14 protein-coding genes and 1 tRNA gene are annotated in these 16,830 nt (G+C 72.0%); 6 read left to right on the top strand and 9 right to left on the bottom strand.

Features of this window, described 5'->3' with window-relative positions; genetic code table 11:
* Positions 1–18: 18 nt before the first annotated feature.
* The 7 genes from ACIHEJ_RS37110 to ACIHEJ_RS37080 form a co-directional block, all read right to left on the bottom strand.
* Positions 19–1,581 (bottom strand): SagB family peptide dehydrogenase, encoded by a 1,563-nt coding sequence (locus ACIHEJ_RS37110; RefSeq protein ID WP_400142159.1) that lies wholly within the window; start codon positions 1,579–1,581, stop codon positions 19–21.
* A complete protein-coding gene (locus ACIHEJ_RS37105; RefSeq protein ID WP_400142157.1) occupies positions 1,578–3,863 on the bottom strand; it encodes a TOMM precursor leader peptide-binding protein in 2,286 nt (761 codons plus the stop codon). The genes ACIHEJ_RS37110 and ACIHEJ_RS37105 overlap by 4 nt, the downstream gene beginning before the upstream one ends.
* 73 nt (positions 3,864–3,936) lie before the next feature.
* Positions 3,937–6,033: an ATP-binding cassette domain-containing protein gene (locus tag ACIHEJ_RS37100; RefSeq protein WP_400142155.1), complete on the bottom strand. Its 2,097-nt coding sequence runs from the start codon at positions 6,031–6,033 to the stop codon at positions 3,937–3,939.
* A 128-nt stretch (positions 6,034–6,161) separates the two neighbouring features.
* Positions 6,162–8,468 carry an ATP-binding cassette domain-containing protein gene (locus tag ACIHEJ_RS37095; protein WP_400142153.1) on the bottom strand — a complete coding sequence of 769 codons (2,307 nt, stop codon included), beginning with the start codon at positions 8,466–8,468 and terminating at the stop codon, positions 6,162–6,164.
* Positions 8,465–9,742 (bottom strand): cytochrome P450, encoded by a 1,278-nt coding sequence (locus ACIHEJ_RS37090; RefSeq protein WP_400142151.1) that lies wholly within the window; start codon positions 9,740–9,742, stop codon positions 8,465–8,467. Before ACIHEJ_RS37090 ends, ACIHEJ_RS37095 begins: the two co-directional genes overlap by 4 nt.
* A gap of 90 nt (positions 9,743–9,832) precedes the next feature.
* Positions 9,833–9,979: a thiocillin family RiPP gene (locus ACIHEJ_RS37085; RefSeq protein ID WP_400142149.1), complete on the bottom strand. Its 147-nt coding sequence runs from the start codon at positions 9,977–9,979 to the stop codon at positions 9,833–9,835.
* 133 nt (positions 9,980–10,112) lie between these two features.
* The gene (locus ACIHEJ_RS37080) at positions 10,113–11,042 is read right to left on the bottom strand and encodes an IS701 family transposase (protein WP_400142147.1); all 930 of its coding nucleotides are present in this window, start codon (positions 11,040–11,042) and stop codon (positions 10,113–10,115) included.
* Positions 11,043–11,367: 325 nt separating this feature from the next.
* On the opposite strand from ACIHEJ_RS37080, the gene ACIHEJ_RS37075 reads away from it, so the two are divergent.
* The 6 genes from ACIHEJ_RS37075 (at position 11,368) to ACIHEJ_RS37050 (ending at position 14,932) form a co-directional block, all read left to right on the top strand.
* Positions 11,368–11,784, top strand: coding sequence for a hypothetical protein (locus ACIHEJ_RS37075; protein ID WP_400142145.1), 417 nt, complete (start codon positions 11,368–11,370; stop codon positions 11,782–11,784).
* Complete coding sequence (locus ACIHEJ_RS37070) at positions 11,781–12,095, top strand: winged helix-turn-helix domain-containing protein (RefSeq protein WP_400142143.1); 315 nt, start codon at positions 11,781–11,783, stop codon at positions 12,093–12,095. Before ACIHEJ_RS37075 ends, ACIHEJ_RS37070 begins: the two co-directional genes overlap by 4 nt.
* A gap of 25 nt (positions 12,096–12,120) precedes the next feature.
* Positions 12,121–13,056, top strand: coding sequence for an ABC transporter ATP-binding protein (locus ACIHEJ_RS37065; RefSeq protein WP_400142141.1), 936 nt, complete (start codon positions 12,121–12,123; stop codon positions 13,054–13,056).
* A 50-nt stretch (positions 13,057–13,106) separates the two neighbouring features.
* The gene (locus tag ACIHEJ_RS37060; RefSeq protein WP_400142139.1) at positions 13,107–13,868 is read left to right on the top strand and encodes an ABC transporter permease; all 762 of its coding nucleotides are present in this window, start codon (positions 13,107–13,109) and stop codon (positions 13,866–13,868) included.
* Positions 13,869–13,916: 48 nt separating this feature from the next.
* The gene (locus ACIHEJ_RS37055; RefSeq protein WP_400142137.1) at positions 13,917–14,207 is read left to right on the top strand and encodes a response regulator transcription factor; all 291 of its coding nucleotides are present in this window, start codon (positions 13,917–13,919) and stop codon (positions 14,205–14,207) included.
* 74 nt (positions 14,208–14,281) lie between these two features.
* A complete protein-coding gene (locus ACIHEJ_RS37050; protein WP_400142135.1) occupies positions 14,282–14,932 on the top strand; it encodes a GPP34 family phosphoprotein in 651 nt (216 codons plus the stop codon).
* Between the two features lie 128 nt (positions 14,933–15,060).
* Here ACIHEJ_RS37050 and ACIHEJ_RS37045 read toward each other — a convergent pair.
* Positions 15,061–15,133 (bottom strand) — tRNA-Lys (locus ACIHEJ_RS37045).
* Between the two features lie 99 nt (positions 15,134–15,232).
* On the bottom strand, positions 15,233–16,738 hold the full coding sequence (locus tag ACIHEJ_RS37040; RefSeq protein WP_400142133.1) for an amino acid permease: 1,506 nt from the start codon (positions 16,736–16,738) through the stop codon (positions 15,233–15,235).
* Positions 16,739–16,830: the final 92 nt, after the last annotated feature.

The raw sequence follows: 16,830 nt of genomic DNA, 5'->3' as shown, positions 1-16,830 counted from the left end.
GGTTGCTGCAGCGGCCGTTCATGACGGCTGGGGGCCGCGCAGGCCCGCCCACGCGGCGGCCGCCCACGCGTGGTCGTTGACCGGTGTCCGGGTCGCGTCGCTCTCCCGCGGCGCGGCGGCGTCCTCCGGCAGGCTCCCGAGCATGAACTCCCCGACCGCGGACTCGCGCAGGTAGTCCAGCCCCAGGACCCGGCCCGACAGGTCGGCGTCCCCGCTGCCCAGCCCGCACGGCGCCAGCCCCATGGCGGTGGCGACCAGGTACATGGTCTGGTAGAGCGCGCCGGCGTGCTTGAGCGAGACGGCGTAGGCGATGCCCCGGTACTTCCAGGACAGGCGCTGGAAGCGTGAGCACATGGTGATCAGCACGTCGGGGACGGTCACCCGGGCGGCGGCCAGCGAGGCCATGTACAGCAGTGCCTGCCGGTCCTCGGCGTCGTCGTTGATGAGGACGAGGCGGTGGCCGGCGGGGTCGTAGTAGTACACGCCCTCGGCCAGGCCCTCGCACCGCCGCACGGTCAGGTACAGCTCGAGTTCGTAGGAAGAACCGCCGCACGGGTACGGGCGGGACGTCGCCTCGTACGGCATGCCCTGTTCCGGCAGCGGGTCCTGGGCCGAGCGGACCCGCGCCGTGCGGTACAGGAACTCGCCGAGCTGGGTGAGCGTCATGGGCGCCGCGCCGTACTGCCGCACGGAGCGCCTGCCCTCCAGCGCCACGCTGAAGGTCGGGTCGGCGGCGACCACGTCGTCCCAGGAGGGGCGGGGCAGCTCGATCGCGGGGCCGGCCGGGACGGGCTTGACAGCGGGCTGCGGCGGGATCTGCCCCACGTAGGGGAAGATCCCGCCGAACGGCTCGTCGTGGCGGCCGAGGCGGCTTCGGGAGTGGAAGAGCAGATCGTGGAAGTCCCACTGCCGCAGCACGTCGTCCTCGTCGGCGGCGAAGCGGGCCTCACGTCCGTCCCAGTGGCCGACGTCGACGAAGCCGGCTCCGGCGAGGTGGGCGAGGAGCGTGTGGACCGCCTCGGCGGACAGTCCGTGACCGGTGAGCTCCCGGGGCGCCACCGGTCGGCTCAGCTCCGTCACCAGAGCTCGCGCCGCGGGGTCGGTGAGGACCACCCGGTGTGCGGTGAGGGGCGATTCCATGACCAGTTCACCGGCGCGCGTGCGCAGCAGGGCGAAGGGCGACTGGCGGACGGTGGCGTCGTCTCGGAGCGCGCTCGGGGTGTAGGAGGTGGTGCGGGTGAGGGCCTCGATCCGCGCCAGCGGGCGCTCCCCGTCCGTGAGGGTGCGGCTGAGCAGGTGCGCGAAGCGGACCACCAGCCGTTCGAGGGCGGTGTCCGTCCCCGGCGGCTGGTCGCCCAGCAGTTCGGCCAGGGGGACCGGAGCGCCGGTCAGCCGCTGAAGCGCAGCGGTGGTCCTTGGGGCGGCGCCCCGGACCGTGAAACCGCCGTAGGGGCTGGTGATCGTCAGGGTGTCGGACGTGGCCTGGACGGTCACGCCGTCGCGGAAGTTCAGCGAGACGTCGGTGAGGGCGTCGAGGGCGGAGTGCGCGGCGGGCGGCTGCACCGGCTCGGTGGGGGTCACAGGAACATTCCGATCGGATTGAGGTCGGACTCGGGGGTCGGGGCGGCGAGCATGCCGGTGCGGACCGGGACGTCGTAGAGGCGGCCCGCCCCGTACCGCGGCCAGAAGTGCCGCATGCCGGGCACGACGACCTTCACCACCGGCAGACCGATGTCGGGCCGGGTCTGGTCGAGGACGTGCATCTCCATGCCGTGCGCCTCGACGGTGCGCTGCGCCAGCAGCAGGTCCTCGCGCAGGTCGGTTCCGCTCGGGTCGTGGTAGTCGGCGGCGGTGCGCAGGGCGACGGCGGCCGGAACCAGGTAGGGCTGGTTCTCGACGGTGGCCGTGCGCCACCAGCGGTGCTGGTCGGGGTCGGGGAAGGCGTAGGCGCCGGTGCCGTCCGACTTGATCGGCAGGACGGCCGGCAGGAACTGGTTCATCTCGGTGAGCGCCCGCGAGATCGCGATCTTCATGTCGAAGTGGGAGCCGAAGGAGATCAGGATGTCCTCGACGGGCTTGTCGGTCCGCCGCGAGACGGCCACCGCGGTGGGGATGCCGAGGTCGCTGGTGATGTCGAGCACCCAGGTCTCGCGGTGGTGCTCGCGGTAGCGCTGCTGCCAGCGGGTGAAGTAGGGCTCGCCGAAGCTGTCGAGGTCGATGCCGGGGAAGCGGAGCCGGTTGTACCACCAGATGGCCACCGCGTCCCGTTCGACGAGTTCCATGAAGCCCTGGAGGGCCGCGTCCTCCAGGCAGGTGCCGGCCGCGTTGCCGTTGGAGTCGGCGGAGCTGAAGACCTGGCCGGGGCGGAACGGGTAGCCGTAGAACAGCGTGCCCGTGGGCAGGTAGCGGTGCTCCTGGCGGGTCAGCGACCACACGGGCGTCCACTCGATCCGGGCCGTGGGGTCGAACGGGTCGCACACCCGGTGGAAGTGGGAGTCCCGCTTGTTCCACTCGGCGCGCTCGGCGAACTGGCGCTCGCTGTAGAGGTGGAGGTCGTTCGGCGCGATCGCCCTGGAGCCCAGCTCCTCGTACGACGCCGTGATCCGGGCCTCGTCGCCCTGGTGCAGCCCGCTGTACCGCTCGATGGCCTCGGCGAGCGCGCTGGCCTTGGCCTGCGAGTCGCTCATTCCCTTGCCGGCGCTCATGCTGCGCAGACCGGCGCGCAGGTCGGCGACGCTGGACATGTTGACGGCGAAGTTCTGGCCCGCGGTGTAGCTGTGCAGCTCGTCGGAGCCCGAGGTCATCTTGATCAGGCCGGTGACGGGGCCGGTGACCGGACTGACGAGGTGCTCGTGGGCGGCGAGGAACTGGTCGGGGTCCTTGGCCCGGTGCCCCCCGTCGGAGGTGACCCGCTTGCGGCGGCTCTCCAGAACCACCGGCTGCAGCTGGCGTTCGGCCATGATGCCCGGGTCGCCGCAGTCGGCGCACTGGGGCCGGTGAGCGAGGCGGTGCCGCTGCGTCTCCATGGTGAGCGTGTCCAGGGTGAAGACCTCGCCGTGGCCGGGCGCCGGGTGGGACGGCAGGCCCCGCGCGGCGGGCAGCTGGAAGAAGCCGGTCAGCCACTTGGCGGTCTGGAGCGCGGCCAGCTGCGCCGCGACGGTCTCCGTCGCGGCGAGACCGGTGAGGGAGGTGACGGGGTGGCGGTCGAGCCGGTTGCTCTGCTTCAGGTAGGACAGCACCATGCGGTTGCCGCTCAGGCGGTGGCTCATGCACCGCCAGCAGCCCGTGTCCCCGGGGGCGAAGAGCGGACCGATCCACAGCAGGGTTCCCGTCGGCTTCACCAGCAGCCAGGGCCGCTTGTCGGCGAGCGCCTCCTGGTTGATCCGCGCCAGCTCGGGGTGCAGGTAGTCGTCGGCCAGCACGACGCGCAGATCGGCGTCCCCGGTGACGACCCGCATCCCGAGGTCGCGCACGCTGTCGGCGAAGAGGTCGGTGCGTACGTCTCCGAGGCCCAGCACCTCGACGGTCTTCGCGCGGAGCTGCCGCTGGGCGCCGTCGCCGTCGAGACCGGCCAGGTCCCAGAAGCCGGCCGCGCGCGGGTCCTCCTCGGCGTCCGCCTCGATGACGTGCCCGGCGTCCCGGAGCTTCGTCAGCGCCCGTTCCACGCGGTCGGCGGGGTAGGCGTCGGCGAGGTCCGCCACGATCTCGGCGTGGGTGCGGGAGCCGGTGAGCAGCGGCGCCAGGCGCTCCATGAGCGGTCCGTGCAGCCGTGTCTGACCGGGCCGTTCGGAGATGAGATAGACGCCGTCGCCGGGCACCACCTCGGCGTGGACGGAGCGCTTGAATCGGGTGACCGTGCGCATGGTTCTCCTCTTGCGTGCAGTGTTTCGGTGAAAGTCGTGGGTGCCGCGTCGGGGCGCGGGCCGTCCCGCTGCCTCAGACGGCGACGGGAGGCGAGCCGAGCTGGCCTCCGACGAGCCGGGCGAAGGCCCCGCCCGAGGCGAGCAGTTCGTCGTAGCGGCCGGTCTCGGCGATGCGGCCGGATTCGAGGACGACGATGCGGTCGGCGTGCCGGATCGTGCTGAGCCGGTGGGCCACCACGATCCGGGTCACGTCCAGCGCGGCGACGCGGGCGCTCACATCCCGCTGGGTCGCGTTGTCCAGCGCACTCGTGGCCTCGTCCAGCAGCAGGACGCGCGGTTGTTTCGCCAACGCCCGGGCCAGCAGCAGACGTTGTTGCTGGCCTCCGGAGAAGCCGGTCTGCCCGTCGGACAGCCGGGTGTCGAGCCCGAGGGGCAGCGCGCGGACGTCGTCGGCGAGTCCCGCGGCGGCCAGGGCCGCCCAGGCGGTGTCCTCGTCGTCGGTCGCGGCGCTGCCCAGGACGACGTCCCGCAGGCTGCCCCGCAGGATCCGGGTGTCCTGCGGCACGTAGCCGACCATGCCGCGCAGGGCGTCGAGGTCGAGGCCGGCGAGGTCGTGTCCGTCGTAGCGGACGCACCCCGACCGCGGGCTCTCCAGCCCCAGGCACAGCCGCAGCAGGGAGGTCTTGCCGGCCCCGGACGGCCCGACGACGGCCACGAACTCGCCGGCGGAGACGTGGAGCGACACACCGTCGAGCTGGGGGGCGTGGTCGTCGTAGGCGAAGGTGACGTTCTCCAGCGCGAGCTCACCGCTGAGCCGGTCCGGGAGCCGGGCGTCGGGCGCCGTCTCCGGGGTGGCGTCGAGAACGGCCCTCAGCCGCTGGTAGACGGGGCCGGCCGCGAAGAGCTGTTCCAGGACGTGCTGGATGTGGCCGAGCGCCAAGGTCAGCTGGATGGCGGCGAAACCCACCATGACCGCGCCGGGGAATCCGGTCCCGTGGCTGAGGGCCAGCGGCAGCAGCACCGCCAGTGTCAGCGGCTGGGCCGCGCTCAGCACGGCGGCCGACACCGCCGCCGGACGCAGCCCGGCGGCGTCGGCCCGCTTCTGGCCTTCGAACATCCGCCACCAGCGCTGGTGGACGAATCCCTCGGCGCCGTACAGCTGCACTTCCTCGATCCCGGCGAGCGCGGGGTACAGGACGGACTGGGCGCCCTCGACGCCGTCGAAGACCTCGCGGTCGTGCACCTGCTGCCGCCATGCCAGCGCGGTGAGGGTGCCGGCGAACACCGCGGACAGGCCCAGCCCGGCCAGCCCCAGCCACCGGTCGGCGGTGGCGAGTGCCGACACGGCGGCGCAGGTGAACAGCGCGCCGAGCAGCGCCTCCAGGGTGCCCGCCCCGAACATGCTCCGCAGCCGGCTCACCGCGCCGGCGCATGCCGCCAGCTGTCCGGTGGACCGACCCCGCAGGAACGGTACTTCCAGGCTGAGCAACCGGTCCCACACCGCTGTCTCGACGGTGTCCTGCACGCGGCTCTGCAGGGTGGCGGAGGCTTTGTCGCGGACGAGCAGGAGGACCGCGGAGGCGAGGACGGCACCGGCCACCGCGGCAGCCGTCGTGTACATCGCCGAGGAGTCCTGGTGCGCGGCCGCCTTCACCATGAAGAACGCCCCGACGGGCACCGCGAAGCCGAGCAGCGCGGTCACCGTTCCGGCGATCAGCAGCAGTCCGAGCACACCGCGGTTGCCGCGGCCCAGCAGGCCCAGCAGACGCAGGCCGGTCGGCGTGCGGTGCGGCAGCCGCAGATGGAAGGCCCAGCCCTGCTCCCCCAGCTGCGCGGCGACGGAGGTGCTGCCCCCGTCGCCGGCCGGGGCTGCGGTGTCGGTCCGCCACCCGGACCGGCTCGGCAGGACGACGACGGGCATGCCGTCGCCGACGCCGGCGGCGAGCAGGGGACGGCGCGGACGGCGGCTCAGATGGTCGCTCACCGCCACCCGCCGCACCCGCAGGTACCGGCCGACGGCCGCGGCCACCGGGTCGGGATGGGAGGGGGCGTGCGTCGGCAGGTCGACGGGAACGCCGAAGTGGCGGCCCAGGCGGCTCAGGGCAGCGCGGTACGCCGGCCAGGCCGCCGCCGGAGGGGCCGGCGGCGCGGACGGGGGGACGGTGGGCACGCTCCGCAGGACGGGCCGTGTTCCGGCCGCCCAGCGCCGTGCCCACGACGGCTTGGCGTGTCTCGGGCTGCTGCGCGGGCGGCCCGGCCGCCCCGGATGCGGTGCGCGGTGGCGTGACGTGGACGCCATCAGGCCGCCACCTCCCGCAGCAGTCGCCGGTAGGGCCCGGACAGGGTGACGAGCTCGTCGTGCGAGCCCACCTGGGCGACGTGGCCGCCGTCCATGACGAGCACCAGGTCCGCCGCACGGATGGTGCTGAGCCGGTGCGCGATCACCACGACGGTGGAGCCGCGCTGCCGCAGCCGCGCGTCGACCTCCTGCTCCAGCTGCGCCTCCATGGCGCTGGTGGCCTCGTCCAGGACCAGGATCGCGGGGCGGCGTGCCAGGGCTCGGGCCAGGACGAGACGCTGCCGCTCGCCTCCGCTGAAGTTGCGGCCGTCCTGCCGGACCTGTGCGGCGTCGGGGCCGCCGCGGCGGGCGACGACGGTGTCCAGGCACGCCTCGCGCAGGGCCCGGTCGACGTCCTGCGGGCTGATCCGGGGATCGCCCAGGGTGATGTTCTCGGTGACGCTGCCCTCGAACAGCCAGGGGTGCTGGCTGACGTAGGCCAGGGACCGGGTCAGCTCCTCACGGTCGAGGCCCGCGATGTCCCGGCCGTCGAGGAGCACCTGCCCGCTCCACGGCCGGAGCGCGCCGATGAGCAGGCGGGCGAGCGTGGACTTGCCGCTTCCGGTGGAGCCGACGACGGCGATGCGCCGACCGGCCTCGATCCGCATGCTGGCCCCCTCGATGAGCGGGGTCCGGTTGACGTCGTATCCGAAGGTGACGTCCCGCAACTCGAGAGCACCGGCCGGCGCGGCCCGGTACGGCGGGTGGGCCGGGGCGGTCCGCACAGCCGGTGCCTGCGGGCTCACGCCGGGGACGGCGACGGTCTGCGCGGTCTGCGCGGTCTGCGCCTGCGGGCTCACGGGGGCGGGAACGGTCTGCGCGGCCGGTGCCTCGGGGCGCGCGGGTTCGGCGCCGAGCACGTCCTCCAGCAGTGCCAGGGAGCTGCGCAACCGGGACAGGTCGAGACCGGCCCGGGTGACGCCGCCGGCGGACGCCAGGAAGGCGCCCACTACGGCGATCAGCGCCATGAAGTCCGTGAAGGCCAGGCGGCCGTCGGCCACCCAGGCGACTCCGGTGGTGACCATGGCCAGTTGGGCGAGCGACTCGACGGTGGTGGCCGCCGCGCGGAAGCGGGCGGCGAGCGCGTCGACGCGGTGCTGCAGATCCACACCCTGGGCCTGCGAGGAGGCCCAGTCGCCGAAGGCACGCCCGGAGGTGCCCTCGGCCTTCAGGTTCTCCAGCATGGTCAGGGCCGTGAGCGTGATGCCGTCGCGGCTCTGCCGTTCCGCCATCAGGCGGTGTTCCAGCGGCGCGATCCTGCGGGCGGCCCAGCGCATCAGGCACCAGGAGACCAGCGACCCGGCGACGGCCGTCGCGGCCAGCGCGGGGGAGAGTCCGACCATCACCGCACCGAAGGCGCAGGCGCCGGCCGTGTCCAGGGCCGCCGCGAGCAGCCCGCGGGTGAGCTGCATGGCGACGGCGTCGCTGAGCTGTGCGCGGACCGCCAGTCCGGCGGTGAACCGCCGCTGGAAGAAGAGGCCGGGCAGGGACAGCATGGAGGCCACGAAGTCCCGGGAGCGCTGCAGGGACATCCGCCACAGCACGTGGGACAGCAGGCGGTGGCGTATCCACGCGAACAGCCCGGCACCCGCGGCGAGCGCCAGCAGACCCAGGGCGTCGTGCCACACGGTGTGTGCCGAAGCGGCCGTGGCGGCGCCGGACAGCGCGGCCCGGACGCGAAAGACACCGAGGACGGACAGGACGGTGCAGACCAGTCCCGCGGCGGCGGCGAGCAGGACGAGGAGCCGGTTGCCCCGGAACCACACCGGCAGCACGTGACGCAGCCCGGTGGGCCGTCCCGACCGGGTGAAGTCGTCGGCCGGGGTGAAGGTCAGCACCACGCCCGCGAACGACGAGACGAAATCGCGCGGCGACACCGCGGTGCGGCCGGCGGCCGGGTCGCTGAACACGATGCGGCCGGAGCGGGTGGCTCCCTCCAGCACGACGAAGTGCGCCCCGCGCATGTACGCCACGGCGGGCAGGTCCAGGGCGCTGACGGCATCGGCGGCGCCGTGCTCGGACAGGGTCAGTCGGCGGCCCCGGCCGAGGAGTCGGTACTGGCGCGCCCCCCGTACGAGGGCGGCCGCGGTCAGGCCGTCCCGGCTGACCCCGCAGGTCCGGCGGAGTTCGGGCAGCGGCACGTGCCGGCCGTGGGCGGCCAGCACCATGGCCAGGCAGGCCGCCCCGCAGTCCGCCTCCTCCAGCTGCTGACGGAAAGGGACCCGGACCAGTCGGCGGCGAGGGCGCCGGTGCGGATCCGTGCTCATCGGCCGCTCGCGGCGAGTATGGGGCGCGGTGCGGCGCTCCCGCCCAGGTCCAGCGGAAGCTCCCGCACGCTGTGGAAGGCGAGGTCGTCCCGCCACTGAAGTTCGTCGGCGGCGAGCGCGATGCGCGGACTGCACGTGGTGAGCTTGCGTACGACGCTCTCGCCCTGAAGCTGGGAGAGCGCGGCCCCGAGGCAGAAGTACGGTCCGTGGCCGAAGGCGAGCTGTCCGATGCCCGGGCGGTCGAGGTCGTAGCGGCTCGGCTCGGAGAACTGCCGGGGGTCCTGGTTGGCCGCGCCCCACATCAGCAGCACGGTCTGGCCCGGCTGGATGAGGTGCGGGCCCAGTTCCACCTCGGCCTGCGCCACGCGGCTTCCCATGGGCACCGGGGTGACGGTGCGGATCCCTTCCGCGAAGGCGGTCGCGGCGAGGGACGGGTCGGCGACCACCCGCTGCCAGGCGTCCGGGTTCCGCGCCAGGCACAGCAGGGTGTTGGCCAGTGCCGCGGTCATCGTCTCCAGGCCGGTCATGAAGATCAGCAACACCATGGAGACGAGTTCGTCGTGGCTGAGCCGGCCGTCCTCGCCGCTCTGCCGGGCCAGGTGGGACACCAGGTCCTCGCCGGGCTGCGCCGAGCGCCGCCGGACGAGTTCCTCGATGTAGTCCATGACCTCACGCAGGGTCCGCTCGCGCTCCTCGCGCGAGGGGACGAGCTCCTGGTCCCCGGCCGCCTGGAAGGCGGCGGTCATCTCGCTGAGGTCGGCCGTGAGGGAGTGGGCCCACCGCAGCACGTGACGCCAGTCCCCCTCCGGCAGTCCGAGCAGGGCGGCGGTGGTCATGACGGGCAGCGGGATGCCGATCTCCGCGACGAATTCGCAGTGTCCTCGGCGGATCGGCTCCTCGAAGAGCCGGTCCACGACCTGCTCGACCCGGGGGCGCAGCGCCTGAATGGTCCGCGCGCTGAATCCCCTGGCCACCAGGCGGCGCAGCCGGCGGTGGGACTCGTCGGGCTGGACGGTCATGAAGCTCTTGAACACCTCGCCGAAAGCGGGGTTGACCCGTGCGCACTGCTCGTCCCAGGTCGGCGGGAGCGCGAGGGTGCAGCGCGGGTCCCCGGCGAGCCGGGTCACCTCGTCGTATCCGGCGACCAGCCACACCGGGCCGAAGTGCAGTACCGGTGCGTCCGCCGCCAGCCTGCCGAACAGCGCACTGTTGTCGACGGCCCGCGCCCGGGGGTCGCTCAGGTACGTCCATGCGGCTTGCTTCAGACCGGTCATGCGTTGCTTCCCGTGAGGTTCGTGGCGAGTGGGGCGTGGGGTGGGGCGTCGGCTGCTCCCGGGGGACGGAGGAGCCGACGCCCCGGCTCATCAGTTGCTGCCGAAGGTGCCGGCGGTCGACGGGCAGGTCGCCGTGCCGAGGGTTCCGGCGGTGCCGGCTCCGCTGACCTCGTTGAGCTCCTCGATGGAGAACTCCTGGTCGTCCTCGGCGATTTCGGCGATGTTCACGTTCGTCACGGCAATTCCTTTCATTTGCATGGAGCGAGGAAAGAGTCGGAACACGGAGCCGTGCCCCGAACTCGAAGGTAGGGATTCCCCGGATCACACAACAAAAGAAATGCGGAAGTCGACGAACGGAAGGGACCTGGCGCTAGGCCGCGACCGGCAGTGGCGCGCGCTGATGGACCACCAGGCAGGCGTGGGCGGCCATGGCCAGTGTCATATGGCGGTACCAGGCACGCCATTTACGTACTTCATATTGGTCGAGGCCCGCCTGGGCGCACGCGAAGCCAAGTGCCGCGGTGACGCTGTTCCGGTGCCGGACGAATTCGTCGACGGTCGCCCGGAGGGACCCGGCCGGTGCGAAGCACACGTACATGTCCCTGCCGCCCGGTGAGTTCGGCACCCCGCTCACCACGACACGGCGCTCGAAACCCGGTACCGCGGGGCCGAGCAGCGGAAGAGAGCCGGGGGTCAGTCCGAGAAGGTACGGAACCCGTCGTTCCTCCAGCGTCCGGCGCAGGTGCGGCCCATCGCCGTACGGGGCGGGGGCGACGACCCCCCGGGTCGGCACGGCGGGGTCCAGGCTCCGCTCGACCAGAGCGCGCGCGATGTCGTCCCGTTCGCGTGGTACCAGGTCAGGCGGTATGTCGGCCGCTCGCCGCCGCTGTTCGTCCTGCCAGGTGGGAGGCAGGTACAACTCGCGGTCTATCGGGGCGGCGGTCCCCGAGGCGTCGCTGTACAACAGGAAGACACCGACCTGGCAGTTGGTCACGCGGTCGAGAGGGGGACACAACTGCCGCTCCACGCCCGCCGAACAACGCCCCTTCTTGGGGAAGCCGAGATCGGCGAGGGCCAGTACGCCCGGCCGGCGGCCGAGGTTGCCGGTGACGAACGCGCGGACGCTGTCGCGTACGTCGTCCTCGTCCCAGCGGGCCGTCGACAGCAGCCGCTGGAATCCGTCCGGCGTGCCGGCGTACCGGGGCCGACGGCCTGAATGCTTCAGAAGTCGCTGGAGATACGCCAGCGCATGGGCGCGAGGTTCCTCGCGACGGAAATGCTTCTCTATGCAACGGAACACGGAATGCAACGAAGAGTCGAGATTCGCAACATTCGTGTCGCGCGCAGGCTGAAGTCTGCTCAACAACACTACCACTTCCCCCGTGAGCAGATCCGGCTCTGTGCTGGTCAAGCGCTGCCGGAACTGCATGTTGTTGCGGCCGTGAAGGCCGCGTGACGCATGTTCGCACATGCGAGGTGATCACGGTATTGGACCTTGGACCAATGGCTCAACTCGGCCCCGATCAGGTACACCTGACACCGCGACAAGCACTTGCCACCATGGAAAGTGGATGCCATAGTGGCAATCGTCCATGTGGCGTGGTGCGCTCGTGCAGGAGGAGCCGATGACCGAGGACCGATCCATGCAGGCGGAGGAAGCCCTCGCCCGCGTCCGGAAGCTGGACGCCGCCGTGCGGCGCGAGTCGCGCTGGGGCGTTCGCTATCTGGCGCTCTACGCGGTGGCCAGCTTCGTGTTCACCTTCGTCGTCGGCATGCTGCGCGGTCCGGCCATCGCCGTGGCCTCCGTGCTCTGGGCGGCCTTCACGGTCGGCATCTCGCTGTGGGCCGCTCGCCAGAAGGTGCACCGGGAGGGTTACGGCCGCCGCCAGCGGGTGGTGATCACCGCCTGGGGAGCCGTCTACGCGGTCGTCATCTGCCTGGGCAGCGAGCAGCACCACGCAAGCCTGCTGTGGTGGCTGCTCGGCGCCGTCGCGACCGCCGCCCCGGCCGCGGTCGGGGCCGTCGTGGAGAGCCGTGCATGAGCCACCCCCGTCATCAGCTGAACGACGTCATCCACGCGCCGGTGCGGTTCTCGATCATGGCCACCCTGGCGTCGTGCGACAAGGCGGAGTTCGCCTTCGTCCGCGAAACCGTCGAAGTCAGCGACTCCACGCTGTCGAAGCAGGTCAGCCAGCTCGAGGCCGCCGGCTACGTGGAGGTCACCAAGGGCTACGTGGGCAAGCGGCCCAGAACCTGGCTGTCGATCAGCGAGGAGGGGCGAGCCGCCTTCACGGAGCACTGCGCCGCCCTGCGCGCCATCGCCGCGGGCATGTCGGGAGAGGCGCTGCCATGAACAAGCTGTTACCGAAAGGGTTCCCGTGAACCATCCGTCCCCCCACGCCGTCCAGGTGACCGGCCTGGTGAAGCGCTACGGCGACAAGACGGCCGTCGACGGCCTCAGCCTCCAGGTCGCCCAGGGCGAGGTCTTCGGCCTGCTCGGGCCCAACGGAGCGGGCAAGACGACGACCATCGAAACCATCGTCGGCCTGCGTGTCGCCACCGCCGGCAAGGTCGAGGTGCTGGGCCTCGACCCGGTCGTCGACCGGGCCGAACTGCGCCGCCACGTCGGCATCCAGCCCCAGCAAGCCGCGGTCTTCGACCACTTGACCGTCGTCGAGACCCTCCGGTTGTGGCGTTCCTTCCACCGGGAGGGTGCTGACACCGAGGAGGTCATCGCCCGACTGGGCCTCCAGGAATGCCGGACCGTCCGCGTCGGCCGGCTCTCCGGCGGCCAGCGCCAGCGCGTCCTGGTGGCGGCGAGCCTCATCTCCCGGCCCCGGCTGCTCGTCCTGGACGAACCCGCGACCGGACTCGACCCCAATGCCCGGCAGGAACTCTGGCAGGCGATCCGGGACCACCGCGCCGCCGACCGCACGGTCCTGATGTCGACGCACTCGATGGAGGAAGCGGAATCGCTCTGCGACCGCGTGGCCATCGTCGACCACGGACGGGTCATCGCCTGTGGAACCCCGGAGAGCCTGGTGCGCCGGCACTGCGCCGCCCACGACGTCACCTTCACCGTGGCCGCCTCCCAGACCGTCCCCGACCTGCGCGCCCTGCCCGCCGTCAACGGCGTGGAGACCGAGGCGGACGAGGACCGCGTGCGCATCCGGCTGCAGACGGGTGATCCCGACGCCACGCTGCGCGGGGTGCTGGACCGGGTACCGAACGCCCGCGACCTGGCCACCCGCTCACCCGGCCTCGACGGCGTCTTCCGCAAGCTGACCGGCCGCCAGTACGAGAGCGCCGCCTGACGCGCTCGGCACGCCGCGCCCGACCCCTCTACTGCAAAGGCTGTCCCCTCATGAACACAGCGGCCCTGCGCGAGCTCTCGCTGGCCAACATCCGTGAACTGAGCCGGAACAAGAAGACCTTCTTCCTGTCCTTCGTCACCCCGTTCTTCGTCGCCGGGATCTACCTCGCCGTGGGATCACTGTCCTCGGCCGGTGCGGACAACGCCACCGAACGCAACGCGGTGATACCCGTCGCGCTGTTCATGGCGCTCGGGAGCGTCGCCTTCTTCGGCACCGGAGTCCCCCTCGTGACCATGCGGGAACGGGGAACCCTGCGGCTGCTGGGCACCACCCCCGTGCCGCGCTGGACGGTCCTGCTGTCGCTGGTCCCCGCCCGGCTGGCGATGGCGGCCGTGCAGATCGCGGTGGTGCTGGCCTTCGGCGTCGCCACGCACCGCGTGGACGGGAACTCCGTACCGATGCTGGTCGTCTCCTGCCTCGCGGGGTTCGTGCTGCTCGGTGCGCTCGGACTGCTGGCCGGCGGGCTGCTGCCCTCGTCCGAGGTGGCCGGCCAGATCCTCTCGCTGGCCCTCGTCGTGCTGCTGTTCCTCAGCGGTCTGACGATGCCGCTGGACGCCGTCCCGGCGGGTGCCCGGACGGTGCTGGAGTCCCTGCCGACCAGCAGGTTCGGGGATCTGGCGAAGAGTCTGGCCACCGGGGCGAAGGCCCTGCACCCCGTCTGGTCGGACCTGGCCGTCATCGGCGGCTCGGCCGCGGTCCTGCTGGGTGTCGCCCTGTGGGCGTTCCGCTGGGACCAGGGCGAGGCTCGCTGACGTCCTGTCACGGCAGCGGATGGTTTTCTTTCGAGCTGGGAGAGATTCATGGGCGTGTCGGCACCGGACACTCTGCGGATCACCAGGATCCAGGGGCTGATCGAACGGTGGGAGCCACGGGACATCGCGTCCACCCTCACCCCCCGCGAACGGCAGGCGTTCTACCTGCTGGGCGAGGGCCGGTCCAATGAACAGATAGCGAAGGAGATGGGGGTCACCGTGCGCACGGCGAAGGCCCACATCGGAAAGATCCTGGAGAAGACGGGGGTGGAGACGCGCCTCCAGGCCGGCCTCGCCGCCTACGCGTGCCAGCTCCTCGAAGCATGCCGGCTGGGATGACCGGGACCGGCTCGCCGTCCCCTCCCACAGAACTCCTCTTCCCCCACACCACGATCACGACGGAGGCGAACGCCTTGACCTCACTCCCGGAAGACCTTCTGCTGCTGGCGCTCGACGACGAGTCCGGCACCGCCCCCTCCGGCCCGCTCGACCTCGGCCTCGCGGGCGCCGAGCTCGCCGAACTCGCTCTCGGCGGCCACCTGGTGCTGCGCGACGGCAGGCTGCACGCGCAGGCCGACGGCCGCACCGGCGACCCGCTGCTCGACGCGGTGCTCACCGAGCTGGCCCGCAAGCCGGTCAAGCCCTCCGCCTGGCTGTCGTCCCGGCGCAAGGGCATGGTGGCGGCGTACGGAACGCGCCTGACCGAAACCGGGCTGGTGACCCATCAGCGGAGCAGGGCCTTCGGGGTCCTCACCACGCACCGGTATCCCGCGGCCGACACCTCGGTGAAGGCCGGCGTCCGGGCGAGGCTCGACGCGGTCGCCACCCGGCAGACCGAGCCCGACGCCCGTACGGCGGCGCTGGGCTCACTGGTCCACGCGGCGGGACTCGCCCGCCGGCTCTACGGCGGCCGTGACGGCGCGGACGCGCGCAAGACTCTGCGGGCGCTCGCGGAGGGGGACTGGGCGTCGCGGGCGGTCTCCCGGGAGGTCGCCAAGGCCACCGCGGCGATCAGCGCGTCCGTCGCGGCGGCGGTCGCGGTCTCCGCGGCCGCCGGCTCCTGACCGGTCCGCCGCGTCCCCGTGGGCGGTCGGCGGCGCACCGTGGAAAACATCGCGGCGCCCGCGTCGGCCGAAGCCGGCTCGGGCGCCGCGCAGCAGGTCAGAGGGCGCGCTGCCCTCCTGCCGGACCGTAGGCCCTGTGGGACTCGAACCCACAACCAATGGATTAAAAGTCCACTGCTCTGCCAATTGAGCTAAGGGCCCAGGCGATGTTGCCTGTCCGAGCATAGCCGGACGAGGCCGTGTCTCCGACGGGGTATCGGCGACCCGGCCGCGTCGGGCGGGCAGAGAGCGGTGAGATGGTCACTTTTGAACCAGGTCGGGGGCCGTCGCGGAGGCCGGTCTGAGGAACCAGTGGCGGGCCGAGGCGACCCACCAGGTGGCCGCGAAGCCGACGACGACCAGGACGGCGACGGGCGCGTAGTTGAAGGTCTTCCAGGTGACCGGGGAGACCTGCGGCAGCATGAAGAGGATCGTGATCGCGCCCACCCACAGCACCGAGACGACGCCGATCGGCCCCGACCAGCGGCCCAGGTGCCAGGGGCCGCGCTCGAAGCCGGCGCCCTTGCGGAGCCGGAGGAAGGTCGGCACGACGTACGCGATGTAGAGGCCGATCACCGCGATCGACGTCACCGCCGCGTAGGCCGTCGAGTTGATCAGGTACGGCAGGCCCAGGGCGAGTGCGGCGAGCGCGGCCAGCCAGACCGCCGCCACGGGAGTGCGGGTGCGCGGGCTGACCGTGTGCCAGACGCGGGAGAACGGCAGCGCGCCGTCCCGGGAAAAGGCGTAGATCATCCGGCTGTTGGCCGTCACGGACGCCATCCCGCAGAACAGCTGGGCACCGATCACGACCAGGAGGAGGAGCTTGCCGGTGGTGGCGCCCAGGGCGTCCAGGAGGATCTGGGCGGGGGGCGCGCCGGTGGGCGAGGCCAGTTCCTTGTCGTACGACTGGATCGCGTAGGTGAAGCCGAGGAGCAGGACGAAGCCGGCGATCCAGGACGTCCAGATCGAGCGGACGATGCCCTTCGGGCCGGCCGTGGCCGCGTCGTGGGTCTCCTCCGTCATGTGGGCGGAGGCGTCGTAGCCGGTGAAGGTGTACTGCGCCATCAGCAGGCCGAGCAGGACGACGTACGGGCCGCTGCCCCAGCCGGTCTCGTTGACGAAGTGCGTGAACACGAAGGACGTCGACCGGTGGTGGTCGGGGACGAAGGCGAGCGCGGCGACGATGACCGCGACGCCGAGCACGTGCCACCACACGCTCACGCTGTTCAGGAAGGCGACGATGCGCACCCCGAAGGTGTTCAGCAGGCCGTGGAGCAGCAGGATCGCCGCGAAGAGCAGCACCGTGCGGCCGGGAGTCACCTCGAAGCCGAACTGCAGGTTCAGCCAGGCGCCGAGGAAGGAGGCCGCGCCGAAGTCGATGCCCGCGGTCACCGCCACCTGGCCCAGCACGTTGAACCAGCCCGTGAACCAGGCCCAGGCGGCCGCCGACCGCGGGGGCGCGAGGCGGTGCGCCCAGAAGTACAGGCCCGCGGACGTCGGGTAGGCGGAGCAGATCTCGGCCATCGACAGGCCCACGAACAGCGTCATCAGCCCCACCGCCACCCAGCCCCAGGTGATCACCGCGGGACCGCCGGTGATCATGCCGAAGAGGTAGAGGGTCAGACAGCCGGACAGGACCGAGATGATCGTGAAGGAGACGGCGTAGTTCGAGAACGCCGACATGCGACGGGCGAGGACCTGGGTGTATCCGAGCTGGGCCAGCCGTTCCTCGTCCGACGGCCCACTCGCTCTGACGTCATCTGTCATGCCCCCAGCAATTCCCTCGGCAAGCGCGTGACATGCGTCACGCGTTGGCCGAAAAAGGGCCCGCACGACCGAAGTCGTACGGGCCCTTCTCA

Origin of the sequence: Streptomyces sp. NPDC052301 (assembly GCF_044593395.1) — a bacterium.
In the GTDB taxonomy this organism is placed as follows: domain Bacteria; phylum Actinomycetota; class Actinomycetes; order Streptomycetales; family Streptomycetaceae; genus Streptomyces.
The sequence above is the reverse complement of the archived record's forward strand: the minus strand, read 5'-3'. Positions and strand labels throughout refer to the sequence as shown.